The sequence below is a fragment of the Odoribacter sp. AF15-53 genome (assembly GCF_003479425.1).
Classification (GTDB): Bacteria; Bacteroidota; Bacteroidia; order Bacteroidales; family Marinifilaceae; genus Butyricimonas.
In genome coordinates this window covers 110,447-134,007 of the sequence record NZ_QUHC01000011.1, presented here as the reverse complement: position 1 = coordinate 134,007, position 23,561 = coordinate 110,447, and the positions used below count along the sequence as shown (strand labels likewise).

The window sequence follows — 23,561 nt, the reverse complement described above, 5'->3', positions numbered from 1 at the left end:
TGACTTGTTACCTGCCGGGGGGTAAATTTTTAATTTGAATCAGAAGTCCTTTGGCGTGGATCGGAAAGAATATAAAAAACATCTAACAAATTCTATAAGTTAGATGTTTTTGGGTTATGATGTAAATCAATTTATTTTTTTATTCGGCAACGGTGACTTCGATTCCCCGTTCTCTTAATTCCTCAAGGGTTTTACTTGGGATATGTTTGTCTGTAATAATATGGTCAACGGCATCTAAATCACAGATCTTGCCAAAACCTCGACGACCGAATTTTGAAGAATCTGCTAGCACGACAACCTTTTGAACGGCTTGCATCATAATTTGGTTTAGGTTGGCTTCCATCATATTGGTCGTGGTTAACCCGTAGTCCAGATCAATACCGTCAACGCCTAAAAATAGTTTACTACAAGAGAAGTTTTCCAGCATTTTTTCAGCATAATTTCCGACAACGGAGACAGAAGTATTTCGAACAAGCCCTCCAAGTTGAATGATGTCTATGTTTTTATCGCGAGCTAGGATATTAGTTACGTTGATGGCGGCGGCAATCACGGTAAGATGTCCTTGCGGTACAATTTCTCTAGCTAAAGCATGCATTGTTGTTCCAGAGGCAATAAGGATAGAATCGTCCGCTGTGATCAGGCTGGCGGCATATTTACCGATCAATCGTTTTTCTTCAGGATAGGATTTTTCCTTTTCGTTCACATGACGATCGTTGATATAAGGATTGATTAAAATGGCACTGCCGTGAGTACGGTAGAGCATTTTTTTCTCTTCGAGTAAAGTGAGGTCTTTACGAATTGTTACTGAAGATACTTTCAATTGGTTCGCCAAATCAACTACGGATACAGAACCTTGTTGGCGTAACGTTTCGAGTATATAGTTGTGTCTTTCGCTTAAAGATAATGTTTTCATTTTGTTTCGATGGTCATTTTTCTATGTACGCAAATATACATCTGTTTTATCTAATAATGCTTACCAAGTTAGTAATTAATTTTAAACAGATACGATATATTTCTTAAAAAATAGCAACTTTTATGGTGATTCCCCGTAAATTATGGACCATACCAAAGGAAAAATGACTGTTTTTTTCACCAAAGAGTCATCCGTACTGATAACAAAGAAAGGAAACATAGAAAAGAGAAGTTTCGATTCGTAAGCATATAGCATGATTGCGGGACGAGATGAAACTTTTATTGGAGTCAGTGGTTAGGTATTATTGATTGTCGAACACATAAAATAACTGCGTTATGAACCGAAAAGATATGTTGAACAAACTTCAGGAACCCGGTAAAGTATGGGATATGGTTGTGGTGGGTGGCGGCGCTACGGGTTTAGGTGTTGCTGTTGATGCTGCAACAAGAGGATATAGCGTTGCACTTCTTGAAATGGCGGATTTTGCAAAAAGTACTTCAAGTCGTAGTACGAAATTGGTACATGGTGGTGTACGTTATCTTCAAAAAGGAGATGTCGCATTAGTGTTGGAGGCTTTAAGAGAACGAGGACGAATGAAGGCTAACGCACCACATCTTGTTAAAGACCAAGCTTTTGTTATATCAAATTATACATATTGGGATAATTTTTTGTATTTCTGTGGACTTACTTTTTATGATTTACTCTCTTTTGGCTTCGGGTACGGAAGAAGTCGTTTTATTTCTTCCAAGAAAGTCATGGAGTATCTGCCGACATCCGTGAAGAAAGGGTTGAAGGGAGGGATTGTTTATCATGACGGGCAGTTTGACGATTCACGTATGGCAATTAATCTCGCGCAAACGTGCGTGGAAAATGGCGGTGTCGTTGTGAATAAAGCGAAAGTTTCCGGTATTATACATGATAAGAACGGTAAAGTGGCCGGGGTGAAATTCGTGGATATCGAGTCTGGACAAGAAACACAGTTACAAGCGAAGAGTGTCATCAATGCTTGTGGTATCTTGGTTGACGACTTGATGGCGATGGACTCTCCGGGGCATAGTAAGATGGTTACGCCGAGTCAAGGTGTTCACTTGGTGTTGGATATGAAATTCTTGAAAAGTGACTACGCTATTATGGTTCCTAAAACCAGTGACGGGCGTGTATTGTTTGCCGTGCCTTGGCATGACAAGGTTGTTGTCGGGACGACTGATATCATGCGTCCGACTCCGGAGATCGAGCCAAAACCGTTGAAAGAGGAGATTGATTTTATTTTGAAAACAGCTTCTTTATACATGGATCCGGCCCCGACGTATGCCGATATTCAATCTGTGTTTGCCGGGCAGCGTCCGTTAGCGGCTCCCAAGCATGAAGGAAAGAGTACGAAGGAGTTATCCCGGGGCCACAAGATTATCGTTTCCGATAATAATTTGATCACGATCACGGGAGGGAAATGGACTTCTTATCGTCGCATGGCAGAGGATACGGTGGATAAAGCGATCGCCATGAACTTGGTGGATTCCAGGCCTTGCGTGACGAAGAAATTCCATATACACGGCTACAAGAAGAATCCGAATTTGAAAGATCACATGTACGTTTACGGTAGTGATCAGGATGCGATTCTGAAATTGATTGCCGAGAATCCGGAGTACGGGAAAAGACTGTCAGATAAATATGATTATACCGTTGCCGAAGTAGTTTGGGCAGTTCGGGCAGAAATGGCCAGAGAGGTGGAAGATGTTCTTGCTCGAAGGGTTCGATTGTTGTTTGTTGATGCGAGAGAAGCGATTAATGCTGCCCCGTTGGTGGCAAAGGTCATGGCTCGGGAACTTGGAAAGGATCAGGCATGGATTGATGAAGAAGTGAAGGAATTCACGGAACTGGCAGAAAATTACATCGCGGCTAAAATCATACTTTGATTTTAGCCCGGTGTATTTCATGTGAGAAACGTGACGCGTAGGAATGAAAACGTTTTCAATAGTCAACTTATAATCAATATAAATTAATCAAAAATTAGTATCATGTGGAGTTTTCTGAAGCCTGAGCCTCATAAGCCCTTGTTGCCAAAAGAAAAAATAGACCCGACGTATAAAAGGTTACGTTTGCAGGTTTTTCTTGGTATTTTCATCGGGTATGCGGGGTATTATTTAGTACGGAAGAATTTTACCCTAGCTATGCCTTATCTGCAGGAGCTGGGGTTTGATAAAGGAGATTTGGGGGTAGCTCTTTCAGCTAATGCTATTGCTTACGGTATATCAAAGTTTTTGATGGGTGGGGTTTCCGACCGAAGTAGTGCCCGTAAGTTTTTACCGTTAGGGTTGTTATTGTCGGCTCTTGTCACCTTGTTTTTGGGTACGAGTGCGGGAATTTCCTCGATCGTGATGATGTTTATCACGCAATTTTTGATCGGTTGGTTCCAGGGGATGGGATGGCCTCCTTGCGGGCGGGTGATGACGCACTGGTTCTCGTTGAAAGAACGAGGGACGAAGATGTCGATCTGGAATGTAGCCCATAACGTGGGGGGAAGTTTGGTCGGGATCATGTTCTCGGTGGGTTTGGTTTGGTTCGGATCGTGGCAGTCTGCGACATTCGTTTTCCCGGCTGTTGTCGCTCTTGTGATCGTGGTTATTTCTTTTATTCTTATCCGGGATACCCCGCAATCGTGCGGGTTGCCGCCTATCGAAGAATATCGTAATGATTATCCGAAGAATTATAGTGCCAAGTCGGAAGAGGAGTTGACGGCTAAAGAGATTTTTTTCAAGTACGTTTTGAATAATAAGATATTGTGGTATATCGCTGTTGCGAATGCTTTTATTTACCTGGTAAGGTACGGGGTATTGGATTGGGCCCCGACTTATTTGAAAGATGTGAAAGGGTATGATGGCGGTACGGTGGGTTGGATTTATTCGGCTTACGAGATCGCGGCTATTCCCGGTACGATTATTTGCGGTATCGTGAGTGACTACGTGTTTAAAGGACGGAGGGCGATTACCACGATGATATATATGGTGCTGGTGGCCGTGTTCGTGTTTATATATTGGCAAACGGAACATAATCTTGTGATGGATAGTATATGTCTGATTGCTATCGGATTCCTGATTTACGGGCCTGTGATGCTGATCGGGGTACATGCTCTTGATTTGGCACCTAAGAAAGCGGCAGGTACGGCTGCCGGGTTGACCGGATTCTTCGGTTACTTTTTTGGAACGGCGTTGTTAGCAAATATAATGTTAGGATACGTGGTGGAACATTTAGGCTGGAATTGGAGTTTTATCATCCTGTTGAGCGCCTGTGCTCTGGCATTTATTTTTACGGCATTTACAGTGAAAGAAGAACAATATTTAGTGAAAGAGAGTAATACTAACAAACATTAATCGCTCTAAAATTCAAAATTATGATTAAACAGTTTTTTCATGCAGCAGTGGCATGCGGGTTAATCACCTTGGTCATGTCGTGTGAAGATCAGAAATTCAACAACATAAATGTCGATGTAGACCGCGTTGAGTTGGATCATTTGACTCCCGATATGATCAAGGTTCAGGATTACGTGCCGGAGTACGCTGTTGTTGCACACCGGGGATCAACGTTCTGGACTCCCGAGGAGACCGAGGCGGCTTATCGTTGGGCACGAGAGATCGGTGCTGATTATTTGGAATGTGATATGCAGGTTTCCAAGGATGGGGTCGTGCTGGCCTTGCATGATGACAATCTGAAACGAACCACGAATATCGAGAACGTGTTCGGGGAGACAATTCCTTACGAGATTCGGAAAAAATACTACGAGAGAATCGGGTACACGGAGGAGCAGGCTGATTCGTTGGTGAAGGTGGATGCCAAGAACTTTGTCCCGAATCTTCCGGCTTATTACACTTACGAGGAGTTGATGATGTTGGATGCCGGAACTTGGTTTAACGAGACGAGTATAGAGCAGGCTAGGCCTAGTTTTTCGGAGCAACATCAATATATTTCGACGTTGGAAGATCTTGTTGCCTATTCCAAAGGGAAGATGTTGAAGCGTGACGCTGATGGCAAACGGGTATACACGATGGGAGAGAAGACCGGGGAGAAGATCAAGAGTTTGAGTGGTACAGCCGACGTGATCAAGTATACATTCGAGTATATGGATGATCCGAAAGATACGGGGAACCGTCCGGGAATTTATATTGAATTCAAGGAGCCGTGGTTGAATCCCACCGGTTTTGAAGAAATTGTTTACAAGGAATTGGATCGTTTGGGAATGAATATCATTACCCAGCCGGAACCGGAAAATACACCATTTTATGTGGGGGGGAAAGTGAACACGGGTAACACGAATGGAAAGGTTATTCTTCAGACTTTCTCGCTTGAAAGCTTGGTCCGGGTGGCAGAGCATTTCAAGGGACAGGTTCCGATGTGTTTCTTGCTGTGGAAAGGTACGGGAGCGACGGATATCACTTATGACGATCCTCTCGGTTATGCTTCTTTCATTAATTTGGGGGTGAAGTACAAGGCTCATTTTATCGGACCGTGTATTGCGGGAGCACCCAACGATTACCCGGAGTTGAACCAACCCTGGCAGGACTATCTGATTCACAAGTCAGGAATGAAGAATCATCCTTACACGTTTGATACGTACGATCAGATGGCGAAATATTTCGGACAATACAATTTCGGTGTCGAGATTGATGGAAAGTATAAGGCTCCTTATCTGGATGCGTTGTTCACGAATCACTCGGATATGAGTATCAATTACATGATTACCCAAGGCTGGAGAAAGAGTCCTGCATCCGAGACGTTAGTTGATGCGAAGGAAGTGTTGGAAAGATTAGGATACTAATAATAGATTTAAATGCAGACCAGTATGAAAAAATATATATTATTCCCTGTAATATTAGTCGCTCTCGTGTTGTCGTCTAATATGGTGAAAGCTCAAGCCGAGGATGTCGCCAATCCTCTTTTGCAATATATCAATAAGGATAAAGGAATCCGTTTCACGGCCGGGGCTCGATTGTTTGCCGATGTGGCTTATTATCATTCGGAGTACACGCCGATGAAGTCGGGTGCGGCTATCACGGATGCGCGTATTCGTACTTCGTTGACTTATCGTCAGCTTTATTTTTATGCTGATTTCGATTTTTCAAAAGGAACATTCAAGCAGAAGAATCTTTTTGTAAGATACAATTTTTGTGAGTCTCCTTACGGGATTCATAGTTTGAAGGCCGGGTATTTCAACGAGCCGTCAAGTATGAGTCTGAACGAAAGTTTGTATAACTATCACTTTATTTCACGTGCAGCTCCAGCGATGGCCTTGTCTGCTGGGCGTGCGTTGGGTATTACCTACAAGTATTATGATGCACGATTTTTTGCCGATCAAGGAATTTTTGCCGAGAACAAGTATAATGACCAGCTTTCCGGTTTCCAGGGCGTGAGTCTTAGCGGGCGTTGGTTATACAAACCGATCAATGACGAGTTTGTTACTTTACACGTGGGAGCTTCTTTCCGTTACGGGAGGATAAATACGGGAGAGGTGGAAAATAATATTTTCAAGACCGAGATTGATCTGGAATCGAATATGCAGACTTACGTGGATGGCACGACGAAATTCTTGAACGCGGAGGTGCCTTGGGCTAAAAATACGATTACGGTAGGACCGGAATTTTTGGTTGTGTCGAGTAATATGTTTATGCGAGGAGAGTATATTTATAAAAAGATTTATAAGAAACGTCCGGACGAACAGTTGTTCGAAAGCCAATTGGGAGGTGTTTGGAGTTGGACGACATTGGATTCATGGAAGGCCGGGAATCCCATGAGAAGTTCTGATTTCCAAGGTGCTTACGTGGAAATGGGATACTTGATCCGTGGAAATGGTTACGGTTATGATGACGAGTACGGTTTGTTGAAGGGATGTAATGACAACGGGGCGTTGGAGATTGTTGCCCGTTATAGTTATACCGATTTGAATGATATCAATAATGGTGATTTTTTCTTGATCGGTAAACAGAAATTTTATCCCGATGGAGTAGTATCTGACTATCCTCCCGTGTCAACCAGTATTGGTGGTGGTAGATTACATGCGGCCACGATTGGCGTGAACTACACGTTTAATCAATATATAAAGGTGATGGGCGAATACCAGTACAGTAATTTGAAGAATGTTTATTTCCCTCTGGATAAGAACTTTCATCAGTTACAGATGCGCTTGATGGTATCGTTCTAGGAATGAGTTCATAAAGTTTGTAAGGTTTATAAAGTTTATAAGGTTACGGGAGTCCTTCGGACGGTGTTAAACGGCAGTCTAACTGCCGCGAACAAAGCGCCCTGCAAGGGTCCATCGACTTTATAAACTTTATGAACCTTATAAACCTTATAGACTTTTTCACGTCATTGCATTTGCTTTTTAATTCCTTTTCATTATTTTTGGGATTCGAAACACACAAACACTAATTTAGCGATCCAAATTATGAGAAGAGTCACTTTTTTATTGATGACCTTGATTGCTGTAACTAAAATTGCGTCAGGTCAGGTGGATATGGGTGCCGTCAATAGGCCAATCGAGCTATTGAATGAAGCGAATGCTGATATTGAAAACGGGAATTATAAGGACGCCGTGCAAAAACTAATTGCCGCGAATCGGCTAAATCCAAAATTGCGAGAGGTTTATTCTTCCTTGAATACGGCTTGTACTCATACGAATCAGATTTCTTTGTTAAAAGAGTACCTGATAAAGGGAAAGACGATCTTTGAGGAAGATGATGAACTTTGTTATTATTTGGGGAACATATATCAAAATCAGCAGAATTTTGCAGCCGCGATAAAAGAATATTCCTTGGCTATTCAATATTCCAAGAAAAACGGGGAGGACTACGAGCTGGTATATGCCTACTATTTGAATCGGGGAAACTGTTATTTGAAACAACGAGAATTTGAAAAAGCCATTCCGGATTATACCTATTCTCTTAAATTGAACAAGGAAAGCGGGGCAATCTACGCGAACCGGGGAATTGCTTATTTCAGCACCGGGAAACGTAAAGAGGCTTGTGCCGATTGGCGAAAAGCTAAATCTTTGGGTGTTACGAGTGTTAATGCTTATATAAATCGCTATTGTAGATAGCGATTTGTTACAAGTTACAGGTTGAGCTACGCTCTGCAAGTTACAGGTTACTGTACGGGATTTAACTTGTAACTTGCAACAATTAAAGAGGCTTTCGGGCCTCTTATTTAAAAATATCAATCAAGGAGGTCAAGTTGCTGGTAAATAGTTTCACGGAAATGGCAAGAAGGATAATTCCTAGAAATTTACGTAGGATGTAAACGCCACCCTTTCCGAATATTTTTTCTACCAGAGAAACATTCTTTAAGACGAAATAAACCACGATGATGTTTAGTGTAAGGGCGATAATGATGTTTATAATATGATATTCTGCCCGTAGAGCCAGTATGGTGGTTAACGTTCCGGCACCGACAATAAGCGGGAAGACCAGCGGAACGATGGATGCCGTGCCTGACGGGCTGTCGTTTTTGAAAATCGGGATTCCAAAAATCATCTCCACGGCCAGCACGAATATAACGAGAGAACCTGCCACGGCGAAAGAAGAAATATCCACGCTAAACAGGTTGAGCAATCCGTCCCCTACAAATAGGAAGGCTACAAGGAGAATATATGAAGCCAAGGCGGCTTTCATGGCGCTAATTTTGTGTCCGTTATTTTGCATGTCGTTAACGATAGGTACCGCTCCCGTGATGTCGATAACGGCAAATAAAACCATGAAAGCGCTTGCAAGTTCTTGAATATTAATATCGGAAAAACTCATATCAAAAAGATTGGTTAATTCTCAATTAAAGGTTATTTTTGAAGTGCAAAGATAAGGAAATCGGAGGTGTTATCAAAATGAAATGTAAAGCTATGACGTATACGAAACTAATAGTAGAAAAGCAAGACAATATTTGTACGGTAAAAATTAATAATCCGGAGGCATTAAATGCGTTGAATTCCGTGATATTGAAAGAATTGGATGCTGCTTTTACGGCAATAAGCGAGGATGATAGTATTGACGTGGTGATTCTCACGGGCGAGGGACGTTCGTTTGTTGCGGGAGCGGATATTTCCCAGATGAGCACGTTGAATGCGGTAGAAGGAAAGGCTTTCGGGGAGTTGGGGGCTGCCGTTTTTCGTAAAATAGAATTGCTGAACAAGGTTGTTATTGCCGGTGTGAATGGTTTCGCTTTGGGGGGCGGTTGTGAATTGGCCATGGCTTGTGACATTCGTATCGCTTCGGCTAAAGCTAAATTCGGTCAGCCGGAAGTTGGACTTGGTATAACCCCTGGATTTTCCGGTACACAACGTTTGCCGCGCATCGTGGGCTTGGGAAAAGCGAAAGAGTTGATTTACACGGCCGACGTGATCGTTGCCGAGGAAGCCTATCGTATCGGTCTGGTAAACAAGGTTGTCGAGCCGGATGCTTTGATGGACGAGTGTATGGCTATGGCAAAGAAAATCACTTCGAAGGCCCCGCTAGCCGTGCGTTATGCTAAAGAAGCGATCAACCGGGGGATAGAGACCGATATCGACACGGGTATCTCGATCGAGAGTGATTTGTTTGGCCTTTGTTTTTCAACCGAGGATCAGAAAGAGGGGATGCAGGCTTTCCTGGGTAAGAAGGCTGCCAACTTCAAAAAGAAATAAGAGGAAACTAATTTATAATAAACTAATTTTGGGGATAAAATGAAAATTTGCGTTGTAGGAACAGGAACAATGGGTAATGGAATAGCCCAGACTTTCGCGCAAGCAGGACATGACGTCTTGTTGAAAGGCCGTTCAGAAGCATCTTTAGCTAAAGCTCACAAGTCTATCGAGAAGAGTCTTTCCAAGCTCGTAGAGAAAGGTAAAATGGAAGCAGCCGAGAAGGATGCGATCAATGCCCGGATCAAGGACACGATGGTTTATGAAGATTGCAAAGATGCAGATTTGGTTATCGAGGTAGTTGCCGAGGATATGGCTACCAAGAATGAAATATTCAAAACGTTGGATGCTATCTGCAAACCGGAAGCTATCCTGGCGACGAATACTTCTTCTCTTTCTATCACCGAGATTGCCGCTGCCACGAGCCGTCCCGAGCAGGTAATCGGGATGCACTTCTTTAATCCGGTACCGATGATGAAATTGGTAGAGGTGATTAAAGGTCAGTTGACCTCTCAAGAAGTACACGATAGAGTAATGGCTATTGCCTCCGAGATCGGTAAGACACCGGTAAGCGTGAACGAAGCTCCCGGCTTCGTGGTAAACCGCATCCTGATCCCGATGGTAAACGAGGGAATCGGTATTTATGCCGACGGGGTTGCTTCGAAGGAAGAGATTGACGAGGCCATGAAATTAGGAGCCAACCACCCGATGGGACCTTTGGCGTTAGGCGATTTGATAGGTCTCGATGTATGTTTGGCTATCATGGAGGTATTGTATAACGAATTCGGTGATTCTAAATACCGTCCGCACCCGTTATTACGGAAAATGGTTCGTGCTAACTTGTTGGGACGCAAGACCGGAATCGGGTTCTACGATTATCGGAAATAAAATAGTCCATAAGGTCTGTAAAGTTTATAAAGTCTTTGACCCTGCGGGCGCTTGGTTTTACGGCAGCTTAAGCTGCCGTTTTACTTTGTCCGAAAAACTTCCATGACTTTATGGACTTTATGGACTATTTTATTGTCCGATTTTAATCGTCGAACGTTTTTGCGGGTGAGAGTCTGCGGCTGTCGGGCGGAGACTATACGAGTTGAAATTGAAGGTCAACCCGATCCAATAGGCGTGAGTGGCTTCTTTGCTGTAATTTTCCAGGCGAAGCGGGCCTTGATTTGAACGGGCTGTCCATTTCGAGGTATCGAACACGTCCGAGATGGAGAAACTGACCTGAAGCCTGTCTTTCAGGAATCCTTGTTTGATAGCCAAGTCGAGATAATGATTTTCTTCTACCTTGAATTGTGGAACCTTTGTTGCCGATTGGTAAGAAAAACTGGCTTGAAATTCGGTATATTTACCCGCAAACAGGGAAAGTTCGACATGGCTGGACCAGCAGAAATCATCGACGTGAAGGTCGATCCCTTGAAATTTTCCGGTTGAATGCGTGTGTAAAAGCGAGATCGAAGGGGTCAGGGACATCCATGGGAAAATTTGGGCAGGTAAATTTATATCCCAACCCACTTCGTTTTGGATTCCCCCGTTCGTGTAGGTCATGATTAACGTGTCGGGAGTTGTTGTGAGGGCAACGGGTGTGATAAACTTTTCCGTGGATTTGAAATAGAGATTGCTGTTTAATTGTACTTGTTTACCCGTCACGGAGTATTGGAGTGCGATCCGGTTCATGATCTCCGGGCGTAGAAAAGGATTGCCACGTTCGAAAGTGATAGGATCGATCGGGTTCGTGTACGGGTTGAGTTGAACGTAATCCGGCCGGATGCTTTCTCGGTTGAAATGGAGTGCCAGTTCCTGACGATCCGAAAGGTGGTATTGGATTGTTAACCGTGGATAGGGATAAAATCGGTTTGTATTGTTTTTCCTGTTTGTTTGCAAGAGTGTTGTCCGGCTGATGTCGTAATCCGAATATAGTCCTATTTTACAGGAGAATTGTTCTCCCCATTGCCGGGAATAGGAGAGATAAGCGGAATAAACGAATTCGCTGTGATCTACCCCTTGATTTAAATTAGGGTTATTAACCCACTCTTCCGAATTCTGTGCTTTGTCGTGGAAATAGTATCGTGTTTTATTCCATCTGGAGAAAAAATGAATCCCGGCTTCCAATTGTCCTTCGTTTGCAAACGTGTATAGATAATCTGCTTGTAGTTGGGCAAATCGGGGGGATTCTTTGCCGTCTGCGGTATGTGATAGGATTTCGTTTATGTGATATGTTGCCGGGCGGGAATCTTCCGTGTAGGAAAAAACTCCGCTTGTGGATAATTCATGCTTGTTTTCTTCGAATATGTATTTGTGGGCTAACGAACCCTCGATGGTTTTTCTGCTGAAAGCGATTCGGTTATGGGCATCATAAGTGGAGTGTACCCCGTCGTTTAGTCCGTTATTACTCACATCCTGATTAGTCGTGATTTTTGGAAATTGTAATTTAAATTCTCCGAAAAAGAGATTGCGGGAAGAAGGACGAAGGTTCAGTTGCAAACCGATAGCATGACTTAGATGGTGTTGTTCTGTTTCGATCTTTTGTAAGGATTTGATGGATGTCCCCACGGGGATACGGAATAATTCGCTACTGATCTCGATCCGGTCGGAATGACCCGAATAATCCACGTGTAAATCCCATTTTTCCCGGTTATATTCTAAATTTATGTTTCCCGTGAAGTTGTTCGTGAAGTCATAATTTAACGAGACCACGCCGCTCCATGGGGTTTTGTTTCTTTTGTTATTTTCTTGTGCGAATATATCTTCATACATGCACAAGGGAAGTAGAGAGAAGAGTACTTGAATAATCCGTTTTTTCATATATCCGTTTTGTTGTTTATGGGTTTGACAGGGATATGTGTGAAAACTTGTGCCGGTTTGTGTATTTTTAGGATTTGTTAAAAAAGAATGTTCGTTATAATTTGTGAGTAAACCTAGGGTGATCCTAAGGTAATAATACCCATCCTTTGAAGCAGTACCGTGGCTTCGCCAGAGCTCCGCCGTTCCCCGCTATTCGATCTACGAGGAAGCTTCGAAGGTGCTTCGAGAGAGGGGTATTATTACCCTAGGATTACTTCTTTATCAGGGGAGTTTTGTGTTTTGAGTGGAATTTAAGCTTGCATTATTTAGCGATAACAATTGTCCAGCCTATATAAACCGTAATGTAACAATTATATTACAATTTTATATTTTTCAATGGTTTTTGTCGTATTAAACATTTTTACAGATGTGTCCATCATCTCTTGCATATAGTCACCGGCACTCATTGTTGAAAAGAATAGAATATCCTCTCTTTTAAAACCGTTTTTCTGGAATATTTTATCGGGAATTTGTCTGATACTTCTTTCTAATACGGAAAGTAAGGCTTGTGCGAACGCCCACTTTTCGTCGGACGGATTAAAGAAATCAATATCTTTACAATTTTCAACAATATCGACAAGAGGCTGATAAAGGAAATCTGCTTCAAGTCCGTTTTTCCAATCGTAATACTTATTGATGTTATTGCTGTAATCCCATGTCAGATAAAAGCCATAAAAATCATCTGTTGTTACAAAGCCAATGGCACACATGTTTTTATCTTTGGCGCTATCCAGTATTTTGTCGATTTCATGGGGCAATTCCTGGGAACATCTTTTGCTAAACTTTTCCAATTCTGCTATATCCATTTTTTGTTCTCTATTTTGGGGTTATTAATCAATCAGAAATTTTTTTATTTTTCCTCACATCAATATGAAGTAAATCATCGTGGTCTGTTATGCTGTATAATTCCATAAAATCCGATGTCATCAGATAAAACTCATCCAGACCTTCACAATCACCTATGAATATATGTATGTCGGACATTTTTGCTTTATAAATGACGAAATCTTTGTTCCAATAGTCAATAATAAAGTAAAGAACCCTATTCTTGTCTATGATATCTAACAAATGCCAATAGGGGTCTTCCCTGTTGCAGTCTATGCTGTAGGGTATATACTTAAAGCTTAACCATAATGCACGAGGATTACCAACCACGAAAGTATCATATAGTCTTTGTATCAAACATTCTTTATCTGCATCTTCTATTTTCTGAAATAGAAGATTATTATCCTTGATTGTCCTTTCGATTTCTTTATAGTCAAACATGGTATTTTATTTAGTTGATAATGTCCGATGAAAATTACTTTGGGAGTTTTTTATTCGTCGGTCAGCTATTTTCCCATTTTTTAATCATGCTCAAATCTCTTTTCAACAAGTTGAAGTCATACACGATTTTCTTCTTTTGCATTTTGCCAGAGACATTTGCACATAGTACATAAAATCTCTATGATTATTCTCTTCTGTGCTAATTTTTATATTATTGCCTTACGGCATCAGGTTCTAATACGCTGCCTTCCCAATATGTTTTACCTCTTTGTTGTCAATCTTACAACACCATTTAACATATGCAAAGTTTGGAATATTACATACTGTTACATATCCACTAGCCCATAAGTCATCCCTGTTGCCTGCCTCGTCATAATCGATTTCACAAATTTCAATTCTTAAGCCTTCTGTCAGAAAATGCTCATTCCCATAAACATCTTTCCTTACATCGGATTGAGAAAATAAGACGATATCATCTTCTAACCATTCATTAAAATCAACTTTAAATCTTGGTGTCATATTTTATTGATAATGGGTTGTAGCTTGCCGCCGTTAGGCGAAACAGGTACTTGTTAGCTACATTTGGCTAATGCAATCGGTTAATATACTGCTCATCTCCTTACAGGCATCAACTAATTCTTTCAATTCGTTTTCATCCATAAAATCTGCCAATTCGTATTCTTGTGGGGCATTTATAAATTTGTTCAAACCACTTAGAAGTAGCATTGCGTCATCTTTTGATGTAGAAATAGAGAAGAAATTAGAATATTCGCTATTGGGATCTAATTCTTCTATGTTAACCTCTCCATTTTTTATACTTTCCAGTAAAATGGCCGACAAGTCAATTACTACATCAATAGCCATATCGAAATGCGGTTCATAAGACTCATCTATGCAGAAATAAACGTCTCCTCCATTCACAGAGTCTTCTTTTAATAAGACATTCAAATGGATATCGGATAAAATTTTACTTAACTCTAAATTATATTGTTCCTGATTTCCGAAATAATCCAGCAATAGAAGGGAATCATCACATCCACCTATATAATTGCCCCACCATTTTTTTATATAAAGTTCCATATTCTTTAGTTTGTAATTTATTTAGCGATAATATTGTACTAACAGCGAAATTTGTGAAATCCGCTGTTATTTTCTTTAATATATCACTTGTAAGGCAAATGTAAGAAAAGTGCAGTACACCACGAACGGCGTGCTGCACTTTTTTTGCAAATCGGGCAGGCTTTAACATTTATAGTTTGAAACCCTTGCTTTTCTTTTACGGCCGCATGGGGTGTCGTGTGTTTTACCTTAACTTTTCGAACAGTTCCTCTTTTTACTTGTAAATTAAGTTACAACGAGTTGGTCGTAGTTATGTGAATCGGTGTAATATGCAGAAAAATAAGTGTTTGGCTGAAATTTTTATCCGTTACGGAAGTAAGGTAATCGAACTCTTGCTGCATTTGGCTTAAGGGTGACTTCATTTTATAGAAAGTAAAGCGTAATGAGCACTGTTTCAGTAGATTCGTTGTGTTTTGTTCTAATTTGCAAGTTATTTTAAAACGATCGTTTAATGCGTCGCAAAGATACGAAAATTTCGAATTGCGCAAATGAAAATGAATTATTTTTTCTTTTTAACAATCAAGCGTTTGTGATTTTGCTTAAAACGACAAATCTCTAAAAGTATCTCTGTCATTAAACGATCGTTTTTTAATCTAAATGACGTTTTGCAGACAGCTTCTGTGCGTTATTGCTGTTTAAGTGTAGCGTGTAGGACATATGGAAAGAAATCAGAACTCGTGACGGGGTTAGTGCGCGAAGCGTATCCGGTTAAATCGTGATTTCGGTTATTGTCAGTAGAAACAGGAGCTTCCGCTAAAAAACAATTCATGGTAACAAGTGATAATCTAAACTGGTATGCGGCTTACACCCGTGTAAATCAGGAATTAATTATTAAAAAGAAACTGGACGAGTTGGGTATCGAGAATTACTTGCCACAAGAGGAACAAGTTCGTGACACCCCGCTTGGACGGAAGAAAATACGTGTAATCTTGATCCACGGGATGATTTTTATCCGTACGGATAAAGCGACAAGTTTTTCTTTGTTGAATGATTACCTGTTGAATATCGTTTATTTGAAAGATCGTGAAAATCGTCATTCTTTGATTATCCCGGACAAACAAATGCAGGATTTCATGTTCCTGTTGGATTTTTCAACCGAGGGAGTGGAGGTTCTTAATAAAGATTTGAAGCGGGGGGATCGGGTGAGAGTAATCAAAGGGTCTTTACAAGGATTGGAAGGGGAACTGGTGCGTTTGAAAGGACACAAACGGGTTGTCGTTCGTTTGGAAGGAGTGGCATCCATTGCGACATCTTTTATACCGGGATCGTTTTTGGAAAAAATAGAGTAGTTAACACGAAACAATGGAAAAGAATTTATTTCGAGAGTTGTACAAGCGGACATGTGGGTTGACGCTGAAGGATTGTCCCCCGTCATCTCTTTCGGGACTCTTGCATGGTTACTTGTCTGTTTATTCTATGGTGAGAGTCTATCCGTGGTTGGAAGACGAATTTGAAGGGCCGTGGGATATTCATGAACGAGTACGTGAGATTGCACGGATGATCCAAGAGTTGTTGAAAGATGGTGATATTCCCGTGGATACACGGGCCGGATACGTGGTGGATTTAATGGACGCTTATCTGTTGTATTCGGATATGAATTTTTTGGATGTAGCCTTGGATACAGCTTACGAGATTCTTACTCCTAAAGGAAGTGAGAAAATGGTTTTACCTTGCCGGACACCTAATATCTGTCGGTTACTCTGTAATTGTTATTATTTTACCGGAGAGGAAGAAAGTGGGCTATTGGCTAGGAGCCTTGTAACGGAAGCCCTAGGATTAAGTCGGAAATTTAGTTGTGAGGAGTTGATTGCTTGGTGGGAGGCTATTCGGACTTATGAGAGTGTTATTGGGGAAATGGAAGTACCAGTTGAAGAAAAGGAGCGATTAGTTGGTGAGAGAATACGGTTAGGTGTAAGTGTAGAACAGGTCGAGGATGAAAAGATAGAAGATTTTCAACAAAATAATAGTGATGTCTGTTTGATTGCAAAAGTGTTTGATATTTTGGCAAGACGGGAATTTATAATGTGTAATGAGGTTTTCGGAAAATAAATAGTTCTGTGCTTTATAATGTATGATATGTGACTGTGTGTACGATGGAAGAAAGGTATGGTTATTAAATGATTTTCCTGCGTGTCGTTTTAGGATAACTGAAATTAAGTTTTTTGTTGTTGTAAAATGGAGAAAAATATCGGTTTGATAAAATGAATATTCATAAGCTTAGATATATCTGTTAATGAAGTTGCCTAATACATTTAAGGGTATTTAAATTGTGAGGATTACAAGATATTCTATTTCTTGCATGGAGTAAAAATCGTGATAATGAATGTTAGCATTTTATATCGGATAAAAAAAAGCCAACTTTTTAAGGATTCGTTTTGGGCAATTTCTGGTAATGGTATAAGTTATGGTTTACTGTTACTGGGAGGTATTTTTATTGCTCGATTTCTGGGTAAAGATTTATATGGCGAATATGGTGTAATTAAAACCACAATGTTTAATATCGCTTCAATAGCAACTTTTGGATTAAATTTTACTTCGACAAAATATATTGCAGAATTTAAACAATTTGATGAATCTAGATTGAAAGCAATATGTCGAGGAGCTTTAAGTGTCACCTTAGTTACGAGTTTAATATTGGCAATTTTATTATTTATTTTTGCTCAAACGTTGGCAGTTTATCTTGATGAACCGCGCTTAACATTGGCTTTTCAAGTTTTAGGTGTTATTATTGTATTGAAAGCAATTTCAACAACTCAATCTGGTATATTGGCAGGTTTTGGCGTGTTTAAAGTTATTGCGCAGAATAGTATTTGGTCAGGAATCGTTTTCTTTTTGTTGTGTATTCCTATGGCTTATTGGGGTGGATTGAAGGGGGCATTGGGGGCATTATTTTTTTCTCAAGTGTTTAATTGTTGGATTAATTATGGGGCGCTTCATTCTATAATGAAGAATCTCCCAGAACAACATCCTTGTTCTTTTGTTAAAGAATTGTTTCGCTTTTCTTTACCTATAGCATTGCAAGAGATTAGTATTAATATTTGTAATTTAGGTGGGGTGTTTTTGATTACCAAATTATCCTCATTGGGAGAATTGGGAATATATTCTGCGACAAGTCAATGGGAGTTGTTCATCACGTTTATTCCTATTTTATTGTCGAATGTGATATTATCTCATTTGTCTAATAGTACAAACGATTGTAGACGTCATAATAAAACAATGAAAGTGATGCTATTAGTTAATTTAGTTTGTACGTTAATTCCATTTATTATTGTTTATTTTCTTTCTAGTTGGATTGTTTCATGGTATGGTGAAACATTTGTCGGGATGGCTTCGGTATTGAATATTATAATATTGGCAGCAATATTTAATTGTTGTTCGAATGTGTTTAGGGCGGAATTTATTACAATAGGTAAGAATTGGCATTTTTTTGCGATGCGTCTGTTACGTGATATTTTACTTCTAGTGTTAGCTTATTGGTTAATTCAAAAAGATAGAGGCGAGAATGCCGCCTTCTATTTTTCAATAGCTTATGTCGTTTCATCTGCATTTTATTTGGTGATTTTGATAACTGTATATTATCTGAAAATAAAAGATAGGGAAATATAAAGTGTAACTTTCATGTATATTATTCAGTTGAGTTCGTATTGTAATTTTTAATTATATATAATTACATTATTGTAGTCATAATGATTGTATTTATTTCATTATTTCTTTTGTTGTCGATATTCAGTTTCTTTATTTGTAGAAAAAAATGGATTGTAGTGTTAATATCTCTACTATTTTCTCTGCTTATAGGATTTCGTGATATGGCGGTAGGGGCAGATACGTTTCGTTATGCAGAGACATATTATTCAATAGGAAATCATGGGTATTTAGGTTATCCAGAACCATTATTCGGCTATTTAAATTTATTGTGTTTTAGATTAGGATGTAGTTTCCATTTTTCTCAGTGGGTACTAAGTTTGATAATGATGGGGTTATTTGGTAAAACCATCATAAAATGTAGCCCCAATTATGGATATTCTTTCTTTGTGTTATTTGCGTTGTTTTTTGTATTTTATGCAATGAATATTTTTAGACAATTAATAGCAATTTCAATCATATTCTATGCTTATTCTTTATTAAATGAAAAACGTATTACAGGCTTTGTGATTTGCGTAATATTAGCAACGTTGTGTCATACACTTTCTGTATTGGCTTTGGCAATGTTGTGGTTAAGAAGAATCGATCTACGTTCTCCTGTGTTTGTTTTGTCATGTCTCTTAATTTCTTTTGTAATTGGTTTTTTTATTTTTAATAATTCGTTATTCATTAGATTGATGGGTTCGTATGGTAAATATTTAACAGTTGGAGATAATGGTTTGCGTGTTGGACAACGAGTTCTACAGGCAGCAATGCTTGCAGTATATTGGTCCGTTTTGTTTGTTTGTATTTATTCTTTGATCAAGAAAGAATACAGACAGAATCTTTGGTTAAAAATATATTTCTTTTCAATATTGGTAACTAATCTGACATTTAGAGCAGAATTAGGGTTAAGAGTGGTACTTTTGTTTAGTATTGCTCAGGTTATCGTATTTCCAATTTTTATTCTGCATAACCGTATGGAATATAAATTTGTTCCTATCTTTTTAATAAATACGGCTATGGCAATTTTTTTCTTTATCTTTTTATTAAATAATTCAGCTACGGTATTGCCCTATAAAAACATGTTATTTCAATAGATTTTAAATTTAATTTTTTTAAATGAAAACAATTTATATTATAGCAAATTTTTGCCGTAAGTTTGATGGAACTATCAATGGACGTTTTCTTTATTTAGCAGAAATGTTGGCCAATAGAGGATTCTGTGTTGAGTTGATCACAAGTGATTTCAGTCATGGGATGAAAAAGTTTAAAGAAGCACCCGTGGATGCATATAAATCTATAATTACTTATGTACATGAGCCTGGTTATCAGTCTAATATTAGTTTTAAAAGATTGTATAGTCATTGGAAATGGGGAATGAATGTGGGAAAGTATCTAAATTCGCATCCTGTTCCTGATTATATTTATTGTGCCATACCTTCGTTAACAGTTGCACTGAAAGCAGGAAAATATGCTCGTCGGCATAATGTGAAGTTTATTGAAGATGTCCAAGATTTGTGGCCGGAAGCTTTTGGATTGGTTATAAAAAATCGTTTTTTACGAAATGTGTTGCTATTTCCTTTTAAATTATATGCTAATCGTATTTATGAACTTGCAGATCAGGTGATAGCTGTTTCAGAGACCTATAAAAATAGAGCTATGTCTGTACGGGGAAATAATGGTGCAGGTTTGGGTATTTACTTAGGAAATGATAAGGTCGTTTTTGATTCTGCAAAATTGAAATATCATGTTGATAAACCTGATGATGAGATTTGGTTATGTTATATAGGTTCTTTGGGTTATAGTTATGATATCGAGTGTGTTATAGATGCTTTGGATGTTGTGAAAAAGAGGGGCCAAGTAAATCGTAATATTAAATTTATGATAATTGGAGATGGGCCTTTGCGAGAAAAATTTACTTGTTATGCAAATGAAAAAGAAATTTATGCAGAATTTACGGGGAGACTCTCGTATGAAAAGATGGTTGGATTATTGTGTTCTTGTGATATTGTTGTAAACCCTATAAACAAAGGGGCTGCACAAAGTATAACTAATAAAGTAGGTGATTACGCTTTGTCTGGACTTCCTGTTATTAATACCCAAGAATGTGAGGAGTATCGTATGCTTATTGATCAGTATAATTGTGGAATAAATTGTGAAGTGGGAAATTCGGAAGATGTGGCGTTAGCTATAGAAAAATTAGTTTTGGATGAAAAAATTAGGCTACAAATGGGTAAGCAATCCCGGGTGCTTGCGGAGGAACGTTTCGATCGTAGAAAAACTTATGAAAGTATTGTAGAAATTTTTGAGAAGTAATCATGTATCGAAGATTTTTAAAACGTTGGTTAGATTTTATCATAGTATTTTGCGTGTTGTTGGTGATTTGGCCATTGTTTTTGGTCATTATGGTTGGGCTTCATTTTGCTAATAAAGGAGCTGGAGTTTTCTTTTTTCAAGAAAGACCTGGGAAGTATAATAAAATATTCAAAGTGATCAAGTTCAAGTCTATGACGGATGAACGAGATAAAGATGGAAAATTACTTCCTGATAATCAGCGATTGACAAAAATAGGACGTTTCATTCGTTCTACTTCAATGGATGAGTTGCCACAATTGTTCAACGTGATAAAAGGAGATATGTCTCTGATCGGGCCGAGGCCTCTTGCTACAATATATCTTCCTTATTATGATGAAAAAGAGCAACATCGACATGATGTCCGTCCTGGAATTACGGGTTGGGCACAGGTAAACGGTCGAAAATCTATTACGTGGGAACAGAAATTAGCTTATGATATTGATTATGTTAGTAACATGAGTTTGTGGATGGATGCGAAAATATTTTTTCTTACCGTTTATAAAGTTTTTAAAAGAGAGAATGTGGGTGTGGGGGTAGATGTTATTGATTTTGATGACTATAGAATTGCTCAATGGCAAGCAATGGGTAGACAAGATTTAGTGGATAAGGCACGTGAAAGAGGAAATAGGTAGTGAATTTTGGGTTGATGATGTAGCCAATGAAAGTAATGATATATATCATGATTTTAAGGAGAATGGCTTTGGTGGGGATAATCGATTGGTGTTATCGGGGAGAACTGCCATAGATTATATTTGTCAAGATATTGCATGCGATAGAAAAATAGCCACAGTATATATGCCTGCCTATTGCTGTGATTCAATGATATATCCTTTTAAAAATCGAGATGTTAATGTTATTTTCTATGATATTAGATATGAGAAGGGAAATATTAAGTGTGATATAGATACAACTTTAGAAATAGATATTTTATACATCTGTAATTATTTTGGTTTTAGTACAGGCGTTGATTTTGAGGTTGTTGCAAATATGCGGAGAAAAGGCGTAATCATTCTTTACGATAAGACGCATGACTTTTTTAATAATGGAGAGCCGTTTGTATTGATTTCAGATTATTGCTTCTGTAGTCTTAGAAAATGGATGGGAATCCCTACTGGGGCTATTGTTTCTAAAAAGAATGGATATTTCTTTAAATCATTGTTGAAAGAGTGTGATTTCGTGGAAGATAAACGTGAGGGAATGAGAAAGAAATATTTTTATATACATGGTGATACTGCTATTGTAAAAGAAGATTTCTTGCGTCTATTCGCTTCTTTCAATAAGAATTTGTCGAGTGACTACCAAGATTACCTGATAGATAAAACGTCATTACAGTTATTGAACAGACAAGATTTGGAGCAAATAAAAATTTGTCGTCAGCAAAATGCTGTATTGCTATATGAAGAGTTATCTAGATTAGATCATATATCAATGATGTTTCAATATGGTAATGGGTGTGTACCTTTATTTGTGCCAATTCTTGTCAAAAAAGAGATTCGAAATTCGTTAAGAAAATACCTGATTGATAATAACGTTTATTGTCCTGTTCATTGGTCTAAAAGCCAATTATTATCTAATTCGATACAAGCAGATGTTTTTTATGATAGTGAATTATCACTGGTTTGTGATCAACGGTATGATGAGGGGCAAATGAAAAGGGTTGTGGAATTGATAAAGAATTATTGTAATAGAATTAACATATGAAAACAATTTTGATAACGGGGATTGGTGGGTTAACTCCTCGTTCAATAGCGAAGATAATCCGGAAAAATCATCCTGATTACAAGTTAATCGGGATAGATGTAAATAAAAAAGCTATTGGCTTTTTCATAAAAGGTCTATTGGACGATTATTCGGTATGTCCCAAATGTACTGATCCAGAATACTTTTTTTTCATAGAGAAGTTGGTGGCAGAAAAAAAAGTTGATTATGCATTTGTTCAGCCAGAGAGTGAAATTATTATGTGGGGAGATTATTTTGAAAAACATAAGGTTTTTCCATGTCCTGTTTTTATGGGATGTAAATTATTATCAGAATCGTTGAGAGATAAGTCTATCATGGCTGAATTATTGCGAGATACGAATTTTATTCCTAAAACCATTAAGGTAACACAGGATGATCCCCGGTTTGAAGAAGTGGAAAAAGAGATAGGCTTCCCCTGTTGGATTCGCGCAACTGAAGGTACTGGTGGGTTAGGGTCTCTTAAATTGGAAAACCTCAGTAGTTACAAGAGTTGGCTTTTTATCAATAATCAGATACCTGAGTTTACTGTTAGTGAATTTTTACCAGGTCGACATTTAGCCAATGAAATGCTTTATTATAATAATGAATACGTGAAAGGTGCAGCACTAGAGTGTGCCGAATATGTGATGGCAAATACCGCTCCATCTCATGTGACAGGTAATACTGCATTTGGCCGATTTTTGAACGAGGATCGTATTAATAAATTTTGCGATGATTGTATAAAGTATTTGTGTAAGAAACTGAATGTGGTAGCTCATGGGGTTTTATCTTTTGATCTGAAAGAGGATAGAAATGGTAATATGAAGGTTACAGAAGTGAATATTCGACATATGGCATACACGGGCGTTATGGCTCAAGTCGGTTTTGATTTGATTGAAGATACAATTAGAATTATGGAAAATGGGGGTGTACATAGTGTAAAAAAAGCACCATTTTTTCATTATGACTCACCATATATTTTTCTTCGAGACGTTGATACAGAGCCTATCGTTCTGGAAAGTGAAGATATATTTTATCGTCAATAAATCAAGAAATTAATAAGTTATC

Annotated in this window: 22 protein-coding genes; 15 read left to right on the top strand and 7 right to left on the bottom strand. The window is 38.8% G+C overall.

The window, feature by feature from the left end:
• Positions 1-139: 139 nt before the first annotated feature.
• Positions 140-913 carry a DeoR/GlpR family DNA-binding transcription regulator gene (locus DWW52_RS17775; RefSeq protein ID WP_118716885.1) on the bottom strand — a complete coding sequence of 258 codons (774 nt, stop codon included), beginning with the start codon at positions 911-913 and terminating at the stop codon, positions 140-142.
• A 335-nt stretch (positions 914-1,248) separates the two neighbouring features.
• Here DWW52_RS17775 and DWW52_RS17770 point away from each other — a divergent pair, with 335 nt between their 5' ends.
• The 5 genes from DWW52_RS17770 to DWW52_RS17750 all read left to right on the top strand — a co-directional run bounded on the left by DWW52_RS17770 (position 1,249) and on the right by DWW52_RS17750 (position 7,997).
• Positions 1,249-2,826, top strand: a complete 1,578-nt coding sequence (locus DWW52_RS17770) for a glycerol-3-phosphate dehydrogenase/oxidase (RefSeq protein ID WP_118716883.1) — start codon at positions 1,249-1,251, stop codon at positions 2,824-2,826.
• 102 nt (positions 2,827-2,928) lie between these two features.
• Positions 2,929-4,281, top strand: coding sequence for a glycerol-3-phosphate transporter (gene glpT, locus DWW52_RS17765; RefSeq protein WP_118716881.1), 1,353 nt, complete (start codon positions 2,929-2,931; stop codon positions 4,279-4,281).
• Positions 4,282-4,301: 20 nt separating this feature from the next.
• Positions 4,302-5,723, top strand: coding sequence for a glycerophosphodiester phosphodiesterase family protein (locus DWW52_RS17760; RefSeq protein ID WP_118716879.1), 1,422 nt, complete (start codon positions 4,302-4,304; stop codon positions 5,721-5,723).
• A gap of 24 nt (positions 5,724-5,747) precedes the next feature.
• The gene (locus DWW52_RS17755) at positions 5,748-7,103 is read left to right on the top strand and encodes a porin (RefSeq protein WP_118716877.1); all 1,356 of its coding nucleotides are present in this window, start codon (positions 5,748-5,750) and stop codon (positions 7,101-7,103) included.
• A 243-nt stretch (positions 7,104-7,346) separates the two neighbouring features.
• Positions 7,347-7,997 (top strand): tetratricopeptide repeat protein, encoded by a 651-nt coding sequence (locus DWW52_RS17750; RefSeq protein WP_118716875.1) that lies wholly within the window; start codon positions 7,347-7,349, stop codon positions 7,995-7,997.
• A 103-nt stretch (positions 7,998-8,100) separates the two neighbouring features.
• Here the strand turns inward: DWW52_RS17750 and DWW52_RS17745 are convergent, their stop codons facing one another.
• Positions 8,101-8,697, bottom strand: a complete 597-nt coding sequence (locus tag DWW52_RS17745) for a MarC family protein (RefSeq protein WP_118716873.1) — start codon at positions 8,695-8,697, stop codon at positions 8,101-8,103.
• A gap of 92 nt (positions 8,698-8,789) precedes the next feature.
• Between DWW52_RS17745 and DWW52_RS17740 the strand changes: the two genes are divergently transcribed.
• Together DWW52_RS17740 and DWW52_RS17735 are read left to right on the top strand one after the other, a co-directional pair.
• The gene (locus tag DWW52_RS17740; protein ID WP_118716901.1) at positions 8,790-9,569 is read left to right on the top strand and encodes a short-chain-enoyl-CoA hydratase; all 780 of its coding nucleotides are present in this window, start codon (positions 8,790-8,792) and stop codon (positions 9,567-9,569) included.
• Between the two features lie 39 nt (positions 9,570-9,608).
• Positions 9,609-10,454, top strand: a complete 846-nt coding sequence (locus DWW52_RS17735; protein ID WP_118716871.1) for a 3-hydroxybutyryl-CoA dehydrogenase — start codon at positions 9,609-9,611, stop codon at positions 10,452-10,454.
• Between the two features lie 129 nt (positions 10,455-10,583).
• Here the strand turns inward: DWW52_RS17735 and DWW52_RS17730 are convergent, their stop codons facing one another.
• The 5 genes from DWW52_RS17730 to DWW52_RS17710 form a co-directional block, all read right to left on the bottom strand.
• Entirely contained in the window at positions 10,584-12,371 is a 1,788-nt protein-coding gene (locus tag DWW52_RS17730) for an outer membrane beta-barrel family protein (protein ID WP_118716869.1), read from the bottom strand.
• 350 nt (positions 12,372-12,721) lie between these two features.
• Positions 12,722-13,216 (bottom strand): hypothetical protein, encoded by a 495-nt coding sequence (locus DWW52_RS17725; protein WP_118716867.1) that lies wholly within the window; start codon positions 13,214-13,216, stop codon positions 12,722-12,724.
• A 28-nt stretch (positions 13,217-13,244) separates the two neighbouring features.
• Entirely contained in the window at positions 13,245-13,676 is a 432-nt protein-coding gene (locus tag DWW52_RS17720; protein WP_118716865.1) for a DUF6756 family protein, read from the bottom strand.
• Between the two features lie 234 nt (positions 13,677-13,910).
• Positions 13,911-14,195, bottom strand: coding sequence for a hypothetical protein (locus DWW52_RS17715; RefSeq protein WP_118716863.1), 285 nt, complete (start codon positions 14,193-14,195; stop codon positions 13,911-13,913).
• A 57-nt stretch (positions 14,196-14,252) separates the two neighbouring features.
• Complete coding sequence (locus DWW52_RS17710; RefSeq protein WP_118716861.1) at positions 14,253-14,756, bottom strand: imm68 putative immunity domain-containing protein; 504 nt, start codon at positions 14,754-14,756, stop codon at positions 14,253-14,255.
• Between the two features lie 806 nt (positions 14,757-15,562).
• Between DWW52_RS17710 and DWW52_RS17705 the strand changes: the two genes are divergently transcribed.
• The 8 genes from DWW52_RS17705 (at position 15,563) to DWW52_RS17670 (ending at position 23,539) form a co-directional block, all read left to right on the top strand.
• On the top strand, positions 15,563-16,084 hold the full coding sequence (locus tag DWW52_RS17705; RefSeq protein WP_118716859.1) for a UpxY family transcription antiterminator: 522 nt from the start codon (positions 15,563-15,565) through the stop codon (positions 16,082-16,084).
• 13 nt (positions 16,085-16,097) lie between these two features.
• Positions 16,098-16,844, top strand: a complete 747-nt coding sequence (locus DWW52_RS17700) for a hypothetical protein (RefSeq protein WP_118716857.1) — start codon at positions 16,098-16,100, stop codon at positions 16,842-16,844.
• Positions 16,845-17,114: 270 nt separating this feature from the next.
• Complete coding sequence (locus DWW52_RS17695) at positions 17,115-18,401, top strand: oligosaccharide flippase family protein (protein WP_118716855.1); 1,287 nt, start codon at positions 17,115-17,117, stop codon at positions 18,399-18,401.
• Between the two features lie 80 nt (positions 18,402-18,481).
• Positions 18,482-19,516, top strand: coding sequence for an EpsG family protein (locus DWW52_RS17690; protein ID WP_118716853.1), 1,035 nt, complete (start codon positions 18,482-18,484; stop codon positions 19,514-19,516).
• 22 nt (positions 19,517-19,538) lie between these two features.
• The gene (locus DWW52_RS17685; RefSeq protein WP_118716851.1) at positions 19,539-20,735 is read left to right on the top strand and encodes a glycosyltransferase family 4 protein; all 1,197 of its coding nucleotides are present in this window, start codon (positions 19,539-19,541) and stop codon (positions 20,733-20,735) included.
• Between the two features lie 2 nt (positions 20,736-20,737).
• On the top strand, positions 20,738-21,406 hold the full coding sequence (locus DWW52_RS17680) for a sugar transferase (RefSeq protein WP_118716849.1): 669 nt from the start codon (positions 20,738-20,740) through the stop codon (positions 21,404-21,406).
• The gene (locus tag DWW52_RS17675; protein WP_118716847.1) at positions 21,387-22,475 is read left to right on the top strand and encodes a hypothetical protein; all 1,089 of its coding nucleotides are present in this window, start codon (positions 21,387-21,389) and stop codon (positions 22,473-22,475) included. The genes DWW52_RS17680 and DWW52_RS17675 overlap by 20 nt, the downstream gene beginning before the upstream one ends.
• The gene (locus tag DWW52_RS17670; RefSeq protein WP_118716845.1) at positions 22,472-23,539 is read left to right on the top strand and encodes a hypothetical protein; all 1,068 of its coding nucleotides are present in this window, start codon (positions 22,472-22,474) and stop codon (positions 23,537-23,539) included. Before DWW52_RS17675 ends, DWW52_RS17670 begins: the two co-directional genes overlap by 4 nt.
• Positions 23,540-23,561: the final 22 nt, after the last annotated feature.

Bases quoted from the DNA above. Each gene is read 5' to 3' on its own strand.
- DWW52_RS17690 (WP_118716853.1), top strand. From the start codon at position 18,482: ATGATTGTATTTATTTCATTATTTCTTTTGTTGTCGATATTCAGTTTC.
- DWW52_RS17735 (WP_118716871.1), top strand. From the start codon at position 9,609: ATGAAAATTTGCGTTGTAGGAACAGGAACAATGGGTAATGGAATAGCC.
- DWW52_RS17715 (WP_118716863.1), bottom strand. From the start codon at position 14,195: ATGACACCAAGATTTAAAGTTGATTTTAATGAATGGTTAGAAGATGAT.
- DWW52_RS17760 (WP_118716879.1), top strand. From the start codon at position 4,302: ATGATTAAACAGTTTTTTCATGCAGCAGTGGCATGCGGGTTAATCACC.
- DWW52_RS17680 (WP_118716849.1), top strand. From the start codon at position 20,738: ATGTATCGAAGATTTTTAAAACGTTGGTTAGATTTTATCATAGTATTT.
- glpT (WP_118716881.1), top strand. From the start codon at position 2,929: ATGTGGAGTTTTCTGAAGCCTGAGCCTCATAAGCCCTTGTTGCCAAAA.
- DWW52_RS17750 (WP_118716875.1), top strand. From the start codon at position 7,347: ATGAGAAGAGTCACTTTTTTATTGATGACCTTGATTGCTGTAACTAAA.
- DWW52_RS17685 (WP_118716851.1), top strand. From the start codon at position 19,539: ATGAAAACAATTTATATTATAGCAAATTTTTGCCGTAAGTTTGATGGA.
- DWW52_RS17725 (WP_118716867.1), bottom strand. From the start codon at position 13,216: ATGGATATAGCAGAATTGGAAAAGTTTAGCAAAAGATGTTCCCAGGAA.
- DWW52_RS17670 (WP_118716845.1), top strand. From the start codon at position 22,472: ATGAAAACAATTTTGATAACGGGGATTGGTGGGTTAACTCCTCGTTCA.
- DWW52_RS17770 (WP_118716883.1), top strand. From the start codon at position 1,249: ATGAACCGAAAAGATATGTTGAACAAACTTCAGGAACCCGGTAAAGTA.
- DWW52_RS17720 (WP_118716865.1), bottom strand. From the start codon at position 13,676: ATGTTTGACTATAAAGAAATCGAAAGGACAATCAAGGATAATAATCTT.
- DWW52_RS17695 (WP_118716855.1), top strand. From the start codon at position 17,115: ATGAATGTTAGCATTTTATATCGGATAAAAAAAAGCCAACTTTTTAAG.
- DWW52_RS17775 (WP_118716885.1), bottom strand. From the start codon at position 913: ATGAAAACATTATCTTTAAGCGAAAGACACAACTATATACTCGAAACG.
- DWW52_RS17740 (WP_118716901.1), top strand. From the start codon at position 8,790: ATGACGTATACGAAACTAATAGTAGAAAAGCAAGACAATATTTGTACG.
- DWW52_RS17730 (WP_118716869.1), bottom strand. From the start codon at position 12,371: ATGAAAAAACGGATTATTCAAGTACTCTTCTCTCTACTTCCCTTGTGC.
- DWW52_RS17755 (WP_118716877.1), top strand. From the start codon at position 5,748: ATGAAAAAATATATATTATTCCCTGTAATATTAGTCGCTCTCGTGTTG.
- DWW52_RS17745 (WP_118716873.1), bottom strand. From the start codon at position 8,697: ATGAGTTTTTCCGATATTAATATTCAAGAACTTGCAAGCGCTTTCATG.
- DWW52_RS17710 (WP_118716861.1), bottom strand. From the start codon at position 14,756: ATGGAACTTTATATAAAAAAATGGTGGGGCAATTATATAGGTGGATGT.
- DWW52_RS17705 (WP_118716859.1), top strand. From the start codon at position 15,563: ATGGTAACAAGTGATAATCTAAACTGGTATGCGGCTTACACCCGTGTA.
- DWW52_RS17700 (WP_118716857.1), top strand. From the start codon at position 16,098: ATGGAAAAGAATTTATTTCGAGAGTTGTACAAGCGGACATGTGGGTTG.